An 18,144-nucleotide genomic window follows, 5' to 3' on the forward strand; every position below is an offset into this window, starting at 1 on the left:
CGTGATAAATATACTCTTTGGATAGCCGGGTCAATTCAGCTGCTTGTTCTTTAGTCGGCTTTAATTTCACTTTGAGTACTTTAACACAGGACTTTGTCTGTTCTTTTTTCACTCGCTTCACCTCGATCACGAATACAAACGTGTGTTCTTTTTGTTAACTTTAGTATATCACTCCGTCAACGGAAAGGCTAGAGAAATGTAGACTTACTTTTAAAAGAAAAGCTATGTTAAAGAATAATGTTGATTTTTGTAATTTTGAAAGGGAACCCATATTCTCTAGGAGTTCCCTTGTTTTTTGAGGTGCGCTAATTTAATAGGGATTGAACCTTTAAAGCAACTTCATTCGGTCTTACATCAATAGATGATAAACTTTCTATATCTACCCACATTGGCAAGTACGTTCCTCTATCTCTATTTTTGTCTGTGTACTCTTCACCTTGTCCAGTTCCTAAAGTTCCAGAAATAATTTCAGACAGAAAAAAGTATTGAGTCCCGTTGAATTCAACTTCTGAAATGCACTCTTTAACTTTTACTTCAACCCCTAATTCCTCTAATGCTTCTCTTTTGGCTCCAGCTTCTGGTGTTTCACCATTCTCTATTCCACCACCAGGGAAAACATAATAAATAGAGCCATCCCTAAGTCTTTGAATTAAAACAACCTTCTGATTTTCTATTATTACCACCGAGCTTCTATCTCTCATAGATGATTCCCCCAATCGTTCATCATTTGGAAAATTTTGATAACCTGAGTTTATCATAGGTCATTTCCGTTGAGAACATACAGCTTTCAATAATCATCTTACTGACAGTTGTATCATCATTACGGTGTTTGATTTGGTCTAGAAACTGAAACCAGCTCAAATAATGGTCGAGGTACTTCGTCGCCACGCCATTGAACCGATTTATCCAGCCTTTTAAACGACTGTGATAACTATTCACATTTTGGATATGGTAAACACCTCTAACTCGTTCCTTACCATCGGATTTAAACCGATAATGCTCCAGCCCTTTTTCTTTTGCATATGTCATAAATGCCCGCCAAGCATCTGTACAAAGAACATTGGTAGGAGAGAGTTTAGTGCCAATTGCTTCTTCAAGTCGAGATTTTACAATCCGACCCTGACCAACCACCTTCGAGTATGTTGCCTTTTGACGGTCTCTTGCAACCAGCACACAAACTTGTTCTTTACTGATACCTCGTTGAGAAGATGAACCACCTCTTTTGCGTGCTTTTCGACCATCAATTTTGCGTTTCCCTTTTTCCGAGTATAGAAAGTAAGTCTCGTCCATTTCAACAATACCTTCAAATTGCTCAAAATCCATCTGTTTTATGGCTGAAAGGAGCTTGTGTCTCCAGTAGAACAAAGTTACATAGTGAACTCCTAAGAGTTCTGCCGACTTACGAAGTGAATAACCCTCTATCATACACTGAACGAACTCTAACCACTTGTGAGGAAGGTGAGTACCGTGAAGTGGAGTATTAGTCACATCAGTAAATGTTTTCCCACAATCTTTGCAACGGTACCGTTGACGTTCTAAAGTGCGAGTACCCATTTTCACATTATATTTACCGAAACGAACTGCGTTATTAGAATTGCAATGAGAACAAGTAAATCCATCCTTATGCTTCCGCTCTGAAACCTCTTTAAATACAGGCTCACTCGCAGTATAGGAAGCTAAGGATTTAGCAAAAAATTCTTTCAGACGGTATTGGTCTGCTGTACTTAACTTTTGGATTTCTATGATGATGTCCTTCAATGCCATTCTTAACAACTCGCTCTCGTCCAATTTTACATCCATTATAGAACGAGATTTCGTTATATTCAAATATCAACAGAGTTATTTAACATAGCTAAAAGAAAAAGAAGACAAAACAATCAGACATTTATCTCAATGTATGCTCTCATCCCACGATTAAAACCGTGGGCTTTCACGCTTGATAGTTCTGTAAAAAACAGTGACACCGAAAAAGACAACGGACAAAATATGTATCGTGAGCCAAAATTTTATTTTATCATTTTCCTCGTCAGTAAAAGCAGTGTAATCATATTGAGTGACGGTAGTACTTGAAAAGAAACGAAGGACACGACTATTATAATTTCCCAACCAGACATCAACCAGGCACAAAACCTGTAAGGCTAGAAGGACAATGATACTACCCGCTATAAGATTAACAAAAGACATATAGGGACTCCTCTCTTGTAACGGCTTTCTTCTATTATAGTATACTTTATTATCCCATTAAAGCTACAATAATTTAAAAAGCCTACTGTCTAAAGGGTGTTTTTTGGTATACTGAATAAAACAATAATAAAGGAAGCTAGTAGAGTGGAGATTCAATTAAAAGAAGACGAACGCATTGATCAATTGATGCAGTATAAATTAGATATTATCCAAAGCCCATCCGTATTTTCTTTCTCACTGGATGCTGTTTTATTGGGAAACTTTGCCAAAGTCCCTCAACACAATCGAGCAAAAATCGTAGACCTGTGCTCTGGCAATGGAGCAGTGGCCTTAATGCTCAGTCAGCAAACGAAAAGTTCTATTATTGGCGTTGAATTGCAAAGCCGTTTGGTAGATATGGCGAATAGAAGCATTCAGCTGAATCAGCTGGAAGACCAGATGACCATGATTGAAGGGGATGTGAAAGAGGTTTACCAGCACATTCCAAAGGATTCCGTAGATATCCTGACCTGTAACCCTCCTTATTTCACAGTATCTGAAGCGAGTCACAAAAATCCAAACGAACATTTAGCCATTGCGAGGCATGAACTGCATTTAAACTTAAAGGAAATGATGGCTATTTCTGCTGGACTGTTAAAAATGAAAGGCAAAGCCTATTTTGTCCACCGTCCGGAACGCTTTTTGGAAATCATGGATGCGATGCGGGAAGTGAATTTAACACCGAAAAGAGTCCGCTTCGTCTATCCAAAAGAAAATAAGGAAGCGAACATTCTTTTAGTAGAAGGCATCAAGCACGGAAAAGATACAGGCTTTAAAATATTGCCTCCGCTTTTTGTTTATAAAGACGACAGGGAGTACTTTCCTGAAGTGAGACGAATGATTTATGGAGACGATTAACGTGAAGAAGAGTTATTTTTATGTGCTGTATTGTAAAGACGGGACACTTTATGGAGGCTATACGACAGACATTAAGAGGCGTTTAAAGGAACACAATGATGGAATCGGCGCCAAGTACACCCGACCAGCCAGAAGGCGACCGGCAAGAATGCTGTATGCGGAGGCTCATGCTTCCAGAAGCCTGGCAACGAAAGCAGAGGCGGCTTTTAAAAAAATGACCCGGCCAGTAAAAGAACGCTATTTAAAAGACAATGGCGTCAAATTTCCTTTACACAAGCAACACGCCTGTATTGTTAAAGAAATGGAGAGTAATCAAGATGCAGATTCAGAAAAGCTTTGAAGCAAAAGACACCGGAACGCTCTATCTCGTTCCAACTCCGATAGGCAATTTAGAAGACATGACTTTTAGAGCCGTAAACATTTTAAAAGAAGTGGATCTGATTGCGGCAGAAGATACGAGAAACACTCAAAAGCTGTTGAATCATTTTGGTATTGAGACCTCTCAAATCAGTTACCATGAACATAACGCCACCGAACGGGCTGCCCAACTGGTTGAGCGATTAAAAAAGGGCGAATCCATAGCTCAAGTCAGTGACGCCGGCATGCCTTCTATCAGTGACCCTGGAGTGGAACTGGTTCATGCTGCTTTAGAAGCCAATATTTCAGTGGTGCCTTTACCAGGAGCCAATGCGGCCCTCACGGCATTAATTGCGTCAGGACTGGTTCCTCAGCCTTTTTACTTTTACGGCTTTTTGCCAAGGAAGAAAAAGGATGTCCAGGAAGAGTTAGAGGCACTAAACAAAAGACAAGAGACCATCGTGTTTTATGAGTCGCCTCACCGATTGAAACAGAGAATAGAAGAAATGGAAAAAGTCTTCGGACCAGACAGACGGGTCGTATTGGCTAGAGAGTTGACGAAGCGATTTGAAGAATTCGTTAGAGGGACACTTGCGGAGGTGAAAGAGTGGACGAACAGCGAACAGCTCAGAGGCGAGTTTGTTGTGATTGTCGAAGGAAATGATGCGCCGGAAGCACAAGAGGAACAAGATTGGGCAACCTGGCCGTTAGACGAACATGTGAGTCGAGTCATGTTGGAACAAGGTGTATCAAGTAAAGTGGCAATAAAAGAAGTGGCTCAGTTAAGAGGGATTCAAAAAAGAGACGTCTATGCTGCCTACCATCAGCTAGACCAATAGGAGGACTAATCATGTCAAAAAGATTGATTTTACTTAGTGTGACAGCCTTAAGTTTAGGGTTAACCGCTTGCCAAGAACCGGTAGAAGAAACGCAGGCACCGGTTGAATCGGTTGAAGAGATTCAGGAAACGACAAACCCTGTGGATGAAGCGGCTGAGTCAGATGCTAGGGAAGAGACAACGGAAGAAAGCAGTCAGGAAGATTACACCAAGCAATTGGATCATGCTAGGGCTCAATATGAAACAGACCAGCTGGCAGAAGCAGCGGGAACCTTAAGCACTTTACTTCAACAGGATTTAAGTGCTTATCCAGATATCCAAACAGAAGCGGAAGCGTTAAAAGCAGAAATTGAGCAAAAACAAGCTGAAGCTGCTAGGCAAGTGGCTGGAGCCAGTACGGAGTCGTCTATTTACTCTGAAGAAAGACAATCTTCTTTAATGGCAGAGCAGTTTGAAACAGAAACCGGTCAAGCGATAGATGAAGTGAGCGATGAGGAACTGGGCCTTTGGTTAGAAGAGAAAAATCAGGAAACTGAAACCACAGGTGACTTATCAAAAGAAGAAACGGAAGACTTGGCTTTTGATTTGTTTTTAGAGAATCAGGCCCTCACAGGAGAGAGCTATTTTTATTTTGTGAATCAAGAAGAGGAAGACTGGGTTCAAATAGAAGTGAGAGAAGCCGTTGAACAAGATGGGGTGGAGTGGTCCAACTTAATCGGTATCTACCGTGTGAACGTCGTCAGTGAAGAGATACAGAAATTGGACTCTATTTCGGGAGTGTACGAATCTGTCAAATAATCACTCTTATTAGGCCTTTTACTCAAAATGTGATTAAATAGAGAAGAGGAGTGAGGGAAAATGACAAAAACAATTTTAAGTTATTATTCTTTTTCAAAAGAACAGGAAAAAGAACTTAAAGAGATTGCGCCTGATTATACATTTGTTTCATCTTTGAGTGAAGCAGACAAGCTATCTGATATAGAAGCCATCTATGGATGGAATAAAGAGGACGGACCTATAATCGTGCAGGACGACTCGTCTCAACTGAAATGGCTTCAGATTGATTCAGCCGGTGTAGACTACCTTGATTTAGAAACCATGCAAGAAAAAGGCATCGTTTTAACCAACGCTAGTGGGATACACGCTCATCCGATTGCGGAATCCGTTATCGGTATGTTACTTAGCTACACGCGTGGCATCAGACATTCTATAAAAATGCAGGACAAGGCGGAGTGGAATACAGATACCCCTATGTCAGAGCTGACGGATAAAACGATGCTGATTGTGGGAACCGGTCAAATCGGTAAACAGACAGGTAAGTTAGCCAAAGCGTTCGATATGCACACCATAGGCATTAACCGTAGCGGGCGCGATGTCGAGTATATGGATGAGCAGTATACTCAGGAAAATCTGGCAGAGGCTTTACCTAAAGCTGACGTGGTCGTCAACATTTTACCGAGTACGGATGAAACAAAAGACTTATTTGATTACGATCTGTTTGAAAAAATGAAAGACAGTGCGGTCTATATCAACGTCGGGAGAGGAACAACCGTTGTGACAGACGATTTGATCAAAGCGCTGGACAATGGACAGATAGCCTTTGCGGCATTGGATGTGGTCCATGAAGAACCTTTACCAAGCGACCATCCCCTTTACGCACGTGAAGATGTGTTGTTAACTCCTCACATATCGGGAGACTTTGATCGCTATGCGGAAAGACTGTACCCAATTTTCAAAGAAAATCTGAAAGCCTTTGTAGCAGGTGAAGATTTGCCGAGAAATGTCGTTGATTATGATTCAGGATACTAAATAATATAAACTCTTCTGAAACAGCGTGAGTGGCTATCAGAAGAGTTTTCTTATAATTACCTGAAAATTTCATTAAAAAGGTCTAACATGTGAAGAACAATCATGCTATACTGTTTTTATGACAAGGTGTCATGTTCATTTTAGCAAGGAAAGGGAGACGGTTATGGCAGAAGAAATGAAAGACAGAAATCAGATAAGTGATGATTTAAAATGGGATTTATCCGCAGTATTTGAATCAAAAGAAGCATTTGAAGAAGCAAGTGAACAATTACCTAAAGATGTAGACGCTTTTTCTGAACGGTTCAATGGCAAAATAGACAGCGCAGAAACAGCGGTTCAAGCGATTAAAGAGTATGAGAAAATAGTAGCCAGCGCTTCTCACATTGGTCAGTACGGACGTTTGCCTGTATCGGTAGATATCTTTGACAGTGAAGCTCAGCAGCAGGCCCGACATGTCTCAAACGTATTAGCTGGTGTCAGTGCGAAACTTAGCTTTTTCCAGTCACAAATAGAAGATTTAGATGACAGTACCTTAAATGATATTGTTGAAAAAGAGCCGACATACCAAGCTTTCGTCAGAGGAATCAAAGCCTCTAAAAAAGCGAAGCTCGACCCTAAAGTAGAGGAAGCTCTAGCTCAATTGAATCCTACTTTAGGTGCCTTTTCAGAAATATTTGAACAAGCCCGTTCAGCTGATGCGGATTATGGCACATTTGAAGTGGATGGCCAAACGTATCCCTTAAGTTTTGTTTTATATGAAGAAGTGTATATGTATCATGAAGACCCTAAAATCCGTCGGGCAGCATACGACAAATTCAGTCAAGTCTTAGGTCAATACCAAAACGTTGTCGCGACAGCCTACTACACGCACGTCCAAAAAGAAAAAACATTGGCTACTATGCGCGGCTATGATTCGGTGTTTGACTACTTACTTGAAAGTCAGGAAGTCGATCAAGACCTTTACCACCGTCAGATTGATATGATTATGAATGACTTTGCGCCAGTTATGCGTAAGTACATCACACATGTAAAAGAAGAACACGGGTTAGAGAAAATGACCTATGCGGACTTGAAAGTCGATTTAGACCCCGAGTATTCCACACCAGTAACTATTGAAGATTCAAAAGACTTGGTGAAAGAAGCCTTAGCTCCTTTAGGAGAAGACTATGTCAACATGATTCTACGCGCTTATCCAGAACGCTGGGTTGACTTTGCACAAAATAAAGGCAAACGCTCAGGGGCCTTCTGCTCAACCACTTATGGCAAACACCCGTATGTCATGATGTCCTGGACAGATCAGTTATCGGATGCCTATACCTTATTCCATGAATTAGGACATGCTGGACAAGGGGTCTTGTCCAATGAAAACAACCCATTAACGAGTGCCCGTCCGTCTCTTTACTTAATTGAAGGACCGTCTACATTTAATGAGTTGCTCTTAACCGATTACTTGCAGAATAAAACAGAGGATCCGCGTATGGAACGGAATGTTTTATCGAAAATGATATCAAAAACATACTTCCATAATTTCGTGACGCACTTACTGGAAGCTACTTATCAGCGTGAAGTGTACCGTTTAGTGGATGCAGGCAAGAGCTTTAACGCGAAGAAACTCAGTGAATTAAAACGAGATGTCCTCGAACAGTTCTGGGGAGATGCTGTAGAATTAGAACCAGGCGCTGAGTTAACGTGGATGCGTCAAATTCACTACTACATGGGTCTATACCCTTACACTTACTCTGCTGGTTTGACCATTGCGACTCAAGCTTTCTTGAAAATCAAGAGTGGCGAAGAGCCGGTTGACGGTTGGTTAGAATTCTTAGCTCTTGGTGGACAAAAAGTACCAGCTGAAGCCACTAAAGTAGCAGGAGTCGATATCACAACAGATAAACCATTATCTGAAACCATCAACTACCTTGACGAATCAGTCGATCGTATTATTGAACTATCCAATGAATTAAATAAAGCTTAAATTAAAAAAACGCCACTCTCATTAAAAGAGAGTTGGCGTTTTTTGCTGATACATAACGGAATGATTCCAAGTCCTGAAAACAATAGGAGCGAAAGGGAATCTGTGCGAAAACATTAAGAGGATAGGACCGACTGGGCTGCGTGCATACCGGCGATTCTCCCGGTGATAAAGGCGCCTGTAATGTTATACCCTCCTGTGTAGCCGTTATAATCCAAGATTTCTCCTGTGAAATACAAATGTTTCATTAATTTACTTTCCATTGTTTTAGGATTCACTTCTTTCGTATGAACCCCGCCGCCCGTTACGAAAGCTTTCTCTATCGGCAGAGACCCGTGAACGTCAAAGCGGAAGTCTTTCAGAAATCCAACAATTCCTTCCATTTCTTTAGGCGTGACTGTTTTATAGGGTCTATCGCTATCGATGGCTAATCGTTCGAGTCCAAATAAAAGGTAGCGTTCGGGTCCAAATGGTTTAAGGGCATTTTTAAAGCTTTTATCGCCGTCCTGTTTAACAAGTTGCTCTAATTTCTGCTTTAACTCGCCTTTAGACAGGTCGGGCAAGGAATCAATGGTTAATGTGGCTTTGCCGTTTTTGTCACGCTTCATTGTCTGCAGAACGAACATGGAGCAGCGAAGGACGGCAGGCCCGGATACACCGAGGTGAGTGAAAATCATATCCATTCTGTGAGACACGACGGCTTTGTTTTTCTTGTTCAGCACACTCATAGTCATGTCTCTTAAAGACAAGCCCTGAAGAACGTGATCTTGGATAAAGGGTTCGTTTGACGTGATGGGTACTTCTGTTGGATAGAGTTCTTTAATGGTGTGACCAGCTTTTTCAGCCCAAGCGTAGCCGTCTCCCGTTGAACCGGTTCGAGGCATAGCTTTTCCACCTGTGGAAATAATGACCCTGGACCCGTGGATGGTTTCACCGTTTTTAAGCAGAACCCCAACAGCTTGATTGTCTTCATACAAAACAGTCTCCACTGGTGAATCGGTGTGGAGATCCACATTTAGGTCTTCCAGTATGGAGACTAGGGCATTCACAATAGTACGGGATTTGTCCGTAGTCGGAAACATACGTCCATGGTCTTCTTCTTTTAATGCAATTCCTTTCGAACGGAAGAAGTTCATGATATCGTAGTTATCATACTGGTAAAAGGCACTGTATAAAAAGCGGCCATTTCCAGGGATGTGAGCAATAATCTCTTCTTTATCGCGGTTATTGGTGACATTGCAGCGCCCGTTTCCAGTCACCAGCAATTTCCTGCCAGCAAATTTATTTTTTTCAATGACACCGACTGTTGCACCGTGTTCAGCTGCAGAAATGGCAGCCATTAATCCACTAGTACCAGCGCCGATGACCAAAACATCGTAGTGAGCCATGTATAAGCCTCATTTCTTAATTAATTAGTTAGTATGCGGTCAAAATGCTTTTGTTACTTTACCATACATTTGGAAAATTGTGAATAAGGCTTGTGTGTAATGGATTCCATTCATTAGAATAAAGAGGAATACTAAAATTTTAGGAGGAACGCATATGGGATTAAGGAAAGACTTTTTATGGGGTGGCGCAACAGCAGCCAACCAGCTTGAAGGGGGCTACAATCAAGGAGGCAGAGGTTTGGCGAATGTAGATGTCTTACCAATCGGTGAAGACCGGAACCCTACCAGAAACGGTGACGTGAAACATTTCGACTTTGATGATGAGCATTTTTATCCGGCAAAGGTAGGGATTGATCACTACAACCGCTATAAAGAAGATATTGCCTTATTTGCTGAAATGGGCTTTAAAACGTACCGGCTCTCTATTGCCTGGTCACGTATCTTTCCAAAAGGGGACGAAGAAGAACCCAATGAAGAAGGGCTTCAGTTTTACGAAAATGTATTTAAAGAGTGCCGAAAGTACGGCATTGAGCCCCTTGTAACGATTACGCATTTTGATTGCCCGATTCATTTAATCAAAGAATACGGGGGCTGGCGTAACAGGCAGACCATCGCATTTTATGAAAGGCTCGTCCGAACGCTTTTTACCCGCTATAAAGGTTTAGTGAAATACTGGCTGACCTTTAATGAAATCAATGTCATTCTCCATGCCCCATTTATGGGAGCCGGACTTGTATTTGAAGAAGGCGAAAATAAAAAGCAGGTCATTTATCAAGCCGCTCACCATGAACTCGTTGCCAGTGCTTTGGCTACAAAAATTGCTCACGAAATCGATCCGGAAAACCAAATCGGCTGTATGTTAGCCGCAGGGAAATTCTATCCAGATACGCCTCATCCAAGAGATGTTCTAGCTGCTCAGCAAGCCGACAGACGCAATTATTTCTTTATCGATGTCCAGTCTCGCGGCGAGTACCCGAGTTATGCGTTAAAGGAACTGGAACGAGAAGGCATTGAGATTCCTTTTGCAGAAGGCGATAAAGAACTGCTTAAAAAGCATACTGTAGACTTTATTTCTTTTTCTTACTATTCAAGTCGGGTCGCATCCGGAGAACCTCAGTCAAAAGAGGAGACCGAAGGCAATGTGGTTCGCTCAGTTAAAAACCCGCATTTAGAAGCCAGTGAATGGGGCTGGCAAATCGATCCGCTCGGTTTGCGTATTACGATGAATGATATTTACGACCGCTATCAGAAGCCGCTCTTTATTGTAGAAAACGGCTTAGGGGCTGTAGATGAACCGAATGAGAACGGCTACGTCGAAGATGATTACCGTATCGACTACTTGGCGTCTCACATTGAAGCCATGAAAGACGCAGTCGAACTGGACGGTGTGGATTTAATGGGTTATACATCCTGGGGCTGTATTGATTTAGTCAGCGCCAGTACCGGAGAAATGAAAAAACGCTACGGCTACATTTACGTAGACCGAGACAACTATGGAAACGGCACACTCAAACGCACACCGAAAAAATCTTTCTATTGGTATAAAAAAGTTATTGAAACAAATGGCGAAGATACATCAAACGATTAAAAGAAGGAAACGCTGGTCCAATCAGGCTGACGTTTTTTTGACAAGTATTTATTGAACCATTCAAGTCACCAAAAAAGAAATTAATAGTTCTTCTCTATTGACAAAACAAAATGAGATGTTAAAATAAAATGTGTAATCGGTTACAGGTTTTAGGGGGAGAAAAATGGTTACTATCAAAGATGTTGCAGAATACTCGGGAGTGTCAGTTGCTACAGTGTCTCGTGCGCTGAATAATAGTGGCTATGTTGGAGAAAAATCCAGAATTAAAGTGGAAGAAGCTGTAAAAGCATTAGGGTATTATCCTAATGAAGTCGCTCGATCACTCTATCAGAAAAGTTCCAAGATGATTGGCTTGCTTTTACCTGATATCTCTAATCCCTACTTTCCGTTGCTGGCAAAAGGTGTAGAAGATTACGCTCAACAAAATGGATATATGGTCATTTTGGGAAATGTCGAAGATAACCCAGAAAAAGAAGATATGTATGTGAAATTTTTTTCTCAATACAATATCAGTGGTGTGTTGTCAGCTTCTGCTGGCAAAAAAAATAACACTTATCGGGTCCCTTTTATCCTGCTAGACAGAGCAGATGAAGAAGAAGATTATTCTGTTTCTACAGATGACAAGCTGGGTGGTAAGTTGGCAGCTCAAGCCATTTTAAAAGCTGGTGGAAAGCACGCAATTGTTATGGCTGGACCTAAAAATGTTTCAGGAGCAAATGATCGCTTATCAGGCGCATTATCTATTCTGGATAATGGAGGTTTATCCTACAAAGTAATGGAAACGAATTCGTTTAAAGTTGAAAAAGCAGAAATTACAGCTATAAACTTGTTTGAAACCTATGAATCATTTGACAGTGTCATTGCGAGCAATGATGTATATGCGCTAGCTGTTATGAAAGAAGCGATAAAAAGGGGACATAAGATTCCTGAAGATATTCAGATTATAGGGTATGATGATATGCTCTTTAGTCGTCTGATGTATCCGGGGCTAACTACAATAGCTCAGCCAGCGTATGACGTAGGCTACCAAGGAGCTAAAATGCTTTTAGATTTAATTGAGAAAAAAACCGTTAAAAATAAAAAACTAAAATTGAAACCAAAATTAATCACAAGAAATTCTTTAAGATAGGAGAGTAACTATGCCAAAAATTACAGTTGTCGGGAGTATATCGACAGATTTCGTTGTAGAAACAGATAAGCGACCTTCCATGGGTGAGACGGTTGAAGGGAAAAGCTTTACTACAAGCTTTGGAGGAAAAGGGGCTAACCAAGCAGTTGCTTCTGCAAGACTAGGGGGAGAAGTGCATATGCTTGGTGCTGTTGGCACAGATATATTCGGAGAAGAACTACTGAATAACTTAAGAGAAAATCACATTTTTGTAAACGGTGTGGAACGGGTTACACATCCGTCGGGTTCTGCTTTCATTACGTTATTTGCTCAAGATAATTCCATTATATATGTGCCTGGTGCCAACGGAGAGTATACACCAGAGAAGCTTAATGATTTTGTTGCCACGCATTCAATCATACAAAATAGTGACTTGGTCATGGTTCAAAACGAAACCCCTGAAGAGACAGTGCAAGAACTGATTCAGTTGTGTGAAGAGTTGAAGGTTCCGTTGCTACTGAATCCTGCACCGGCTCGATCACTCAATCAAGAACTGATCGAAAAAGTAGCATTTATTACTCCAAATGAAACAGAATTCGATGTACTATTTCCTGGGGAGGAAATGGAGACGGTGCTTAGAACCTTTCCAAATAAGCTTATTATTACGCTAGGCAGCAAAGGCGCTGTCTACTATGACGGTGAGGAAATACAGGAGGTTCCTTCGACAAAAGTAAGCAATGTAGTTGATACTACAGGTGCGGGGGATGTATTTAATGGGGCATTCGCTTTTGCCTACTCTTCGGGATTAAAGATTAAAGACAGTATTCAATTCGCTAACATTGCAGCGGGACTGTCCATTCAGAAAGTTGGGGCACAGACGGGTGCGCCGACATTAGAACAGATGAAGGAGCATGAAGATTTTGAAAAAGCATGGCATTTTAAACAGTGAAATTAGTAAAGTATTAACAGATTTAGGCCATACAGATCAGATTATTATTGCTGATTGTGGGCTACCAGTACCAGACGGTATTAAAAAAATTGATCTTGCTTTAAAATTTGGCACACCCTCCTTTATGGATGTGTTAAAAGAGATTATGAAAGATATGAAAGTTGAACATGCCATTTTAGCCGAGGAAATAAAAGATCAGAATGCTGAAGTATTTGCAGAACTGAGCAGAGAATTTAAAAAGGAAAGCATCACACAGACGTTTATCAGTCATGAGGAGTTTAAAAAGGCATCATCACATGCGAAAGTTATCATTCGTACTGGAGAAGTGACACCTTATGCGAACGTTATCTTACAGGCTGGTGTACTCTTTTAGGAGGTAGTTAAAGTGCAAGTAGAATTGAGAGGGATTACAAAAGCCTTTGGCGCGAATCAAGTGCTTAAAGGCGTCGATTTAAAATTAGAACCGGGTGAAGTTCATGCCTTAATGGGTGAAAACGGGGCAGGTAAATCGACGTTAATGAATATATTAACAGGTCTTCATAAGCAAGATGATGGAACGGTTTATATAAATGGGGAACAAAAGCAATACGCGAACCCTAAAGAAGCTGAAGAGAACGGAATTAGTTTTATTCATCAGGAAATGATTACCTGGCCGGATATGACGGTCCTTGAGAATTTATTCATGGGTAAAGAAATAAAGAATAAAATTGGCTGGGTCTTAACGAAAGAAATGAAAAAAGAAGCTGAGAAAGTTTTCAATGAATTGGGAATCGATATCTCTTTTGACCGAACGATGAGAACTCTGAGCGTAGGTCAGCAACAGTTAGTTGAAATTGCCAAAACACTGCTGAACGATGCAGAGGTGATTATCATGGATGAGCCGACAGCAGCATTAACGGATAGAGAAATTAAACTTCTGTTTAAAATTATCCGTCAACTTCAAGAAAAAAATGTGGCATTAGTCTATATATCACACCGAATGGAAGAAATATTCGAAATCAGCGACCGAGTAACAGTCATGAGAGATGGGGTATCTATCAGTACCAAAGCTACTAAAGATACAACTTATGATGAAATTGTGCGTCAGATGGTTGGACGAGAGCTGGAAGACTATTACCCTGAAATGACACATGATAAGGGAGAGGTAGTTTTAGAAGTGAAAAATCTGACCCATCTCCCTCATTATGAAAATATCTCATTTAAACTGCATTCAGGTGAAATACTTGGCTTTTCTGGATTGATGGGTGCGGGTCGTACGGAAATTATGCGTGGTATCTTTGGAATCGATTCTTTTGAAGAAGGCGAGATCTTACTTGAAGGTGACAAACTGGATATCAAGACCCCGCACGATGCGGTTAAGAAAGGTATTGGCTTCCTGACAGAAAACCGTAAAGAGGAAGGGTTGATTTTAGACTTTCCCGTAAAAGACAACATCAGTATGACCGCATTTGAAGAGTTTTCCAATAAAGGGTGGATTGACACCAAAGAAGAAAAAGAGTTTGTTGATTTACTAGTGAAAAGGTTAACGGTTAAAACGGCAAGTATCGATTTGTCAGTCAGTGCACTCTCTGGTGGGAACCAACAGAAGGTGGTTTTAGCAAAATGGATTGGAGCGGGGTCACGGATACTAATATTGGATGAACCGACTAGAGGAGTAGATGTCGGAGCAAAAAGAGAAATATATAATTTGATGAAAGAACTAGCAGAACGTGGAGTGGCTATTATTATGGTTTCAAGTGACTTGCCTGAAATAATTGGTGTAAGTAGCAGAGTCTTAGTCGTACACGAAGGATCAATCGCTGGAGAACTTCATCGGGATGAATTATCTGAAGAACGCATCATGACATTAGCAACAGGAGGAGAATAATGGATAATAAAAATACCGCCATTGCAAGAAAAAAAGAAAAGCGAAGTGAACTTTACCGCAAGTTAGGACCAGCGATTGCTCTCGTCGTACTTGTGTTAATTGTAACCGTTATGAACACTAATTTTATACAACCGACGAATCTACTGAATTTATTGAGACAAGTGTCCATCAATGCTCTTATTGCATTTGGGATGACATTTGTTATTATCACGGGTGGAATTGATTTGTCTGTGGGATCGACACTTGCCTTATCAAGTGCATTAACCGCAGGAATCATTGCTGCAGGGGTTCCTGCACTGCTTGCTATCTTTATTGGGTTACTAATAGGGGCATTCCTCGGATTAATCAACGGGTTATTGATTACTAAAGGAAATGTAGCCCCATTTATTGGAACACTAGCTACTATGACAATTTATAGAGGTCTCACCCTTGTTTATACACAAGGTAATCCGATTACTGGTTTTGGTGGAGGGTTTGCATTCCAATTCTTCGGAAGAGGCTATTTATTTGGCATACCCTTTCCAGTTATCATTACAACCATTGCATTCATCATCTTATTTGTTGTCTTGCATAAGATGACCTTTGGACGTAAGACATTCGCTATAGGTGGAAATGAACAAGCAGCCTATATTGCAGGTATTAAATCTGATCGTGTAAAAATGATGGTGTATGCTATTTCAGGAATGATGTCTGCTTTGGCAGGACTCATTTTGGCCTCTCGACTTAACTCAGCTCAACCCACTGCAGGGACAGCATACGAATTAGATGCAATCGCGGCAGTCGTCATTGGTGGGACAAGTCTAGCTGGAGGAAAAGGGCGTATAGTTGGAACGCTTATCGGAGCTTTAATTATTGGTACACTGAATAACGGACTAAACCTACTGGGCGTTTCCAGTTTTTATCAGCAAGTGGTTAGAGGTGTCGTAATTATAATAGCGGTATTATTAGATAGAAAAAAATAAAAAGAAAATGGAGGAGTTAAAATGAAGAAAGTATTAGGACTAGTATCAATTTTAGTTATGTTTGTATTGAGTGCATGTGGAGCAGCTACTTTAGAAGGTGACCAAACAGGAGACAATGGAGAAGTGGAAGAGAAGTCACCAGAGGAAATCACCATTGGCTTATCTATTTCAACATTGAACAACCCGTTTTTTGGAGAACTTCAAAGTGGTGTGATTGAAGCGGCAGAAGAAAATGGTTCAACTGTTAGATCAGTAGATGCTCAAGATGATACGGCCACTCAAGTGAATGGGGTCGATGACCTCATCCAACAAGGCGTAGACATTTTGCTCATCAACCCTGTAGACTCTGACGCCATCACTCCTGCTATTGAGTCTGCAAACTCAGCAGGTATCCCGGTTATTACGATTGACCGTTCTAGTGAAGGGGGAGATGTGTTAACCTTTATCGCTTCAGATAATGTGGAAGGCGGAGAAATGGCAGCTGAATTTATCATCGAAATGGTAGGCGAAGATGCCAGAGTGGTTCAGTTAGAAGGTGTACCAGGAGCGTCTGCTACCAATGAAAGAGGAGAAGGATTTAGCAATGTGGCAGATGAGCGTTTAAACGTCTTGGAAAGCCAGTCTGCTAACTTCAACCGTTCTGAGGGTCTGACTGTAATGGAAAATATCATTCAATCAAACTCAGACATTGATGCTGTTTTTGCTCAAAATGATGAAATGGCACTAGGCGCATTGGAAGCATTAGAATCAGCTGGAATGACTGATGTCATCGTTGTGGGATTCGATGGAAATGACGATGCTCTAGAAGAAATCGAAGCAGGACGTTTAAATGCAACCGTTGCTCAACAACCTGATGAAATGGGAAGAATAGCTGTCGAAGCAGTTTATGATTACTTCTCAGGTGAAGAAGTTGAGAGCGAGATCGCAGCTCCGCTTGAATTGATTACTAATGAATAACTAATACAAATAAAATCTGGGCCTTAAGCTAATAGGGTCCAGATTTTATATTTTGCTTCAGGAAAAATAGGCGCCCAGTCCGGATCGCCGACTTTAGAAGAGTTAAGGAAGTCACCGGGTTTCAATGAGGAATGGCTAGCTTCAAAGGAGTGAGTGGCTGTGACTATTACTTAAAGATGCCTTTATCGCCTTTCGTGGAATCTGAAACCGACGAACGTCGCTCAAATCCGTACTTATCGCCCTTCGCGAAAATAAAATTCAGCGAACGTCGCTCAAATCCCAGCTTATCGCCCTTCAAGAAATTAAAGTTAAACGAACGTCGCTCAAGCTTGACTCCAGCTCCAACCACCGAGAACAATAGTATGAAATACAGTGATAGATATGTTAAATTACTAAAGGTAAAGAAAATGAGTGACTAAATGTTTGACCAACTTTGACCAATGATGTATAATGACTTTAGATTCCTTTAAAAAGGAATATATGCTACACTGAAAAAGAACACATTTCAAGGAGGACGTTTACATGAATTTAGTACCTACAGTTATTGAACAATCCCCACGAGGCGAGCGTGCGTATGATATTTATTCTCGTTTATTAAAAGACCGCATTATTATGCTCGGAGGACCAATTGATGATAACGTAGCTAACTCTGTTATTGCTCAATTGCTCTTTTTAGATGCGCAAGATCCTGAAAAAGACATTTATTTATATATTAACTCACCAGGTGGAAGTGTAACAGCTGGTTTAGCTATTTTCGATACAATGAATTTCATTAAATCTGACGTTCAAACAATCGCTATCGGATTAGCGGCTTCAATGGGAAGCTTCTTGCTTGCAGCAGGTGAAAAGGGCAAACGGTTTGCTTTGCCAAATGCTGAAGTCATGATTCACCAGCCACTAGGAGGCGCACAAGGTCAAGCAACAGAAATTGAAATTGCTGCGAGACACATTTTAAGAACACGTGAACGCTTGAATAAAATTTTAGTTGAGCGTACTGGACAGGATCTAGAAGTAATCGAACGAGATACCGACCGTGACTTCTTCATGACAGCCGAAGAAGCGAAAGAGTATGGCATCGTGGATCAGATTATGGATAGTACGGCTGAATTAAACAAATAAAGAAAGTGAGACTAGCTAAAGCGAGACTGCTGAAAAACCCCTATTCTACCTATGATTTCGATAGATAGAATAGGGGGTTTTTAGTATAATATATGTAAGCGTTACGAAAATGAAGGAGTGTTGAGAATGTTGTCTTCACAAGAACAGCTACT

Annotated in this window: 18 protein-coding genes; 14 read left to right on the plus strand and 4 right to left on the minus strand. The window is 40.9% G+C overall.

Going from position 1 to position 18,144, the window contains the following annotated elements:
- Positions 1 to 305: 305 nt before the first annotated feature.
- The 3 genes from ABDZ53_RS04950 to ABDZ53_RS04960 form a co-directional block, all read right to left on the minus strand.
- Positions 306 to 701: an NUDIX hydrolase gene (locus tag ABDZ53_RS04950; RefSeq protein WP_343754482.1), complete on the minus strand. Its 396-nt coding sequence runs from the start codon at positions 699 to 701 to the stop codon at positions 306 to 308.
- Positions 702 to 723: 22 nt separating this feature from the next.
- The gene (locus ABDZ53_RS04955) at positions 724 to 1,764 is read right to left on the minus strand and encodes an IS1595 family transposase (RefSeq protein WP_343754498.1); all 1,041 of its coding nucleotides are present in this window, start codon (positions 1,762 to 1,764) and stop codon (positions 724 to 726) included.
- Positions 1,765 to 1,914: 150 nt separating this feature from the next.
- Positions 1,915 to 2,184, minus strand: a complete 270-nt coding sequence (locus ABDZ53_RS04960; RefSeq protein WP_343754483.1) for a hypothetical protein — start codon at positions 2,182 to 2,184, stop codon at positions 1,915 to 1,917.
- 186 nt (positions 2,185 to 2,370) lie between these two features.
- On the opposite strand from ABDZ53_RS04960, the gene ABDZ53_RS04965 reads away from it, so the two are divergent.
- The 6 genes from ABDZ53_RS04965 (at position 2,371) to pepF (ending at position 8,057) form a co-directional block, all read left to right on the plus strand.
- The gene (locus tag ABDZ53_RS04965) at positions 2,371 to 3,081 is read left to right on the plus strand and encodes a tRNA1(Val) (adenine(37)-N6)-methyltransferase (protein WP_343754499.1); all 711 of its coding nucleotides are present in this window, start codon (positions 2,371 to 2,373) and stop codon (positions 3,079 to 3,081) included.
- A gap of 1 nt (position 3,082) precedes the next feature.
- A complete protein-coding gene (locus ABDZ53_RS04970; RefSeq protein ID WP_425541677.1) occupies positions 3,083 to 3,421 on the plus strand; it encodes a GIY-YIG nuclease family protein in 339 nt (112 codons plus the stop codon).
- A complete protein-coding gene (gene rsmI, locus ABDZ53_RS04975; protein WP_343754485.1) occupies positions 3,399 to 4,277 on the plus strand; it encodes a 16S rRNA (cytidine(1402)-2'-O)-methyltransferase in 879 nt (292 codons plus the stop codon). The genes ABDZ53_RS04970 and rsmI overlap by 23 nt, the downstream gene beginning before the upstream one ends.
- 11 nt (positions 4,278 to 4,288) lie before the next feature.
- Positions 4,289 to 5,074: a hypothetical protein gene (locus ABDZ53_RS04980; protein WP_343754486.1), complete on the plus strand. Its 786-nt coding sequence runs from the start codon at positions 4,289 to 4,291 to the stop codon at positions 5,072 to 5,074.
- 60 nt (positions 5,075 to 5,134) lie between these two features.
- Positions 5,135 to 6,085, plus strand: coding sequence for a phosphoglycerate dehydrogenase (locus ABDZ53_RS04985; RefSeq protein ID WP_343754487.1), 951 nt, complete (start codon positions 5,135 to 5,137; stop codon positions 6,083 to 6,085).
- A gap of 163 nt (positions 6,086 to 6,248) precedes the next feature.
- Complete coding sequence (pepF, locus tag ABDZ53_RS04990; RefSeq protein ID WP_343754488.1) at positions 6,249 to 8,057, plus strand: oligoendopeptidase F; 1,809 nt, start codon at positions 6,249 to 6,251, stop codon at positions 8,055 to 8,057.
- Positions 8,058 to 8,170: 113 nt separating this feature from the next.
- Here the strand turns inward: pepF and ABDZ53_RS04995 are convergent, their stop codons facing one another.
- Positions 8,171 to 9,442 carry a BaiN/RdsA family NAD(P)/FAD-dependent oxidoreductase gene (locus ABDZ53_RS04995; RefSeq protein WP_343754489.1) on the minus strand — a complete coding sequence of 424 codons (1,272 nt, stop codon included), beginning with the start codon at positions 9,440 to 9,442 and terminating at the stop codon, positions 8,171 to 8,173.
- Between the two features lie 154 nt (positions 9,443 to 9,596).
- Between ABDZ53_RS04995 and ABDZ53_RS05000 the strand changes: the two genes are divergently transcribed.
- The 8 genes from ABDZ53_RS05000 (at position 9,597) to clpP (ending at position 17,992) form a co-directional block, all read left to right on the plus strand.
- The gene (locus ABDZ53_RS05000; protein ID WP_343754490.1) at positions 9,597 to 11,030 is read left to right on the plus strand and encodes a 6-phospho-beta-glucosidase; all 1,434 of its coding nucleotides are present in this window, start codon (positions 9,597 to 9,599) and stop codon (positions 11,028 to 11,030) included.
- Positions 11,031 to 11,193: 163 nt separating this feature from the next.
- Positions 11,194 to 12,159, plus strand: coding sequence for a LacI family DNA-binding transcriptional regulator (locus ABDZ53_RS05005; RefSeq protein WP_343754491.1), 966 nt, complete (start codon positions 11,194 to 11,196; stop codon positions 12,157 to 12,159).
- 10 nt (positions 12,160 to 12,169) lie between these two features.
- On the plus strand, positions 12,170 to 13,087 hold the full coding sequence (rbsK, locus tag ABDZ53_RS05010) for a ribokinase (protein ID WP_343754492.1): 918 nt from the start codon (positions 12,170 to 12,172) through the stop codon (positions 13,085 to 13,087).
- The gene (rbsD, locus tag ABDZ53_RS05015; protein WP_343754493.1) at positions 13,059 to 13,460 is read left to right on the plus strand and encodes a D-ribose pyranase; all 402 of its coding nucleotides are present in this window, start codon (positions 13,059 to 13,061) and stop codon (positions 13,458 to 13,460) included. The genes rbsK and rbsD overlap by 29 nt, the downstream gene beginning before the upstream one ends.
- A gap of 12 nt (positions 13,461 to 13,472) precedes the next feature.
- Complete coding sequence (locus tag ABDZ53_RS05020) at positions 13,473 to 14,954, plus strand: sugar ABC transporter ATP-binding protein (protein WP_343754494.1); 1,482 nt, start codon at positions 13,473 to 13,475, stop codon at positions 14,952 to 14,954.
- On the plus strand, positions 14,954 to 15,916 hold the full coding sequence (locus tag ABDZ53_RS05025) for an ABC transporter permease subunit (RefSeq protein ID WP_343754495.1): 963 nt from the start codon (positions 14,954 to 14,956) through the stop codon (positions 15,914 to 15,916). Before ABDZ53_RS05020 ends, ABDZ53_RS05025 begins: the two co-directional genes overlap by 1 nt.
- Positions 15,917 to 15,937: 21 nt before the next feature.
- Positions 15,938 to 16,873 (plus strand): D-ribose ABC transporter substrate-binding protein, encoded by a 936-nt coding sequence (locus ABDZ53_RS05030; RefSeq protein WP_343754496.1) that lies wholly within the window; start codon positions 15,938 to 15,940, stop codon positions 16,871 to 16,873.
- A gap of 522 nt (positions 16,874 to 17,395) precedes the next feature.
- Positions 17,396 to 17,992: an ATP-dependent Clp endopeptidase proteolytic subunit ClpP gene (gene clpP / locus ABDZ53_RS05035; RefSeq protein WP_343754497.1), complete on the plus strand. Its 597-nt coding sequence runs from the start codon at positions 17,396 to 17,398 to the stop codon at positions 17,990 to 17,992.
- The last annotated feature ends 152 nt before the right edge of the window (positions 17,993 to 18,144 follow it).

Origin of the sequence: Alkalibacterium iburiense (assembly GCF_039521845.1) — a bacterium.
Taxonomy (GTDB): Bacteria; Bacillota; Bacilli; order Lactobacillales; family Carnobacteriaceae_A; genus Alkalibacterium; species Alkalibacterium iburiense.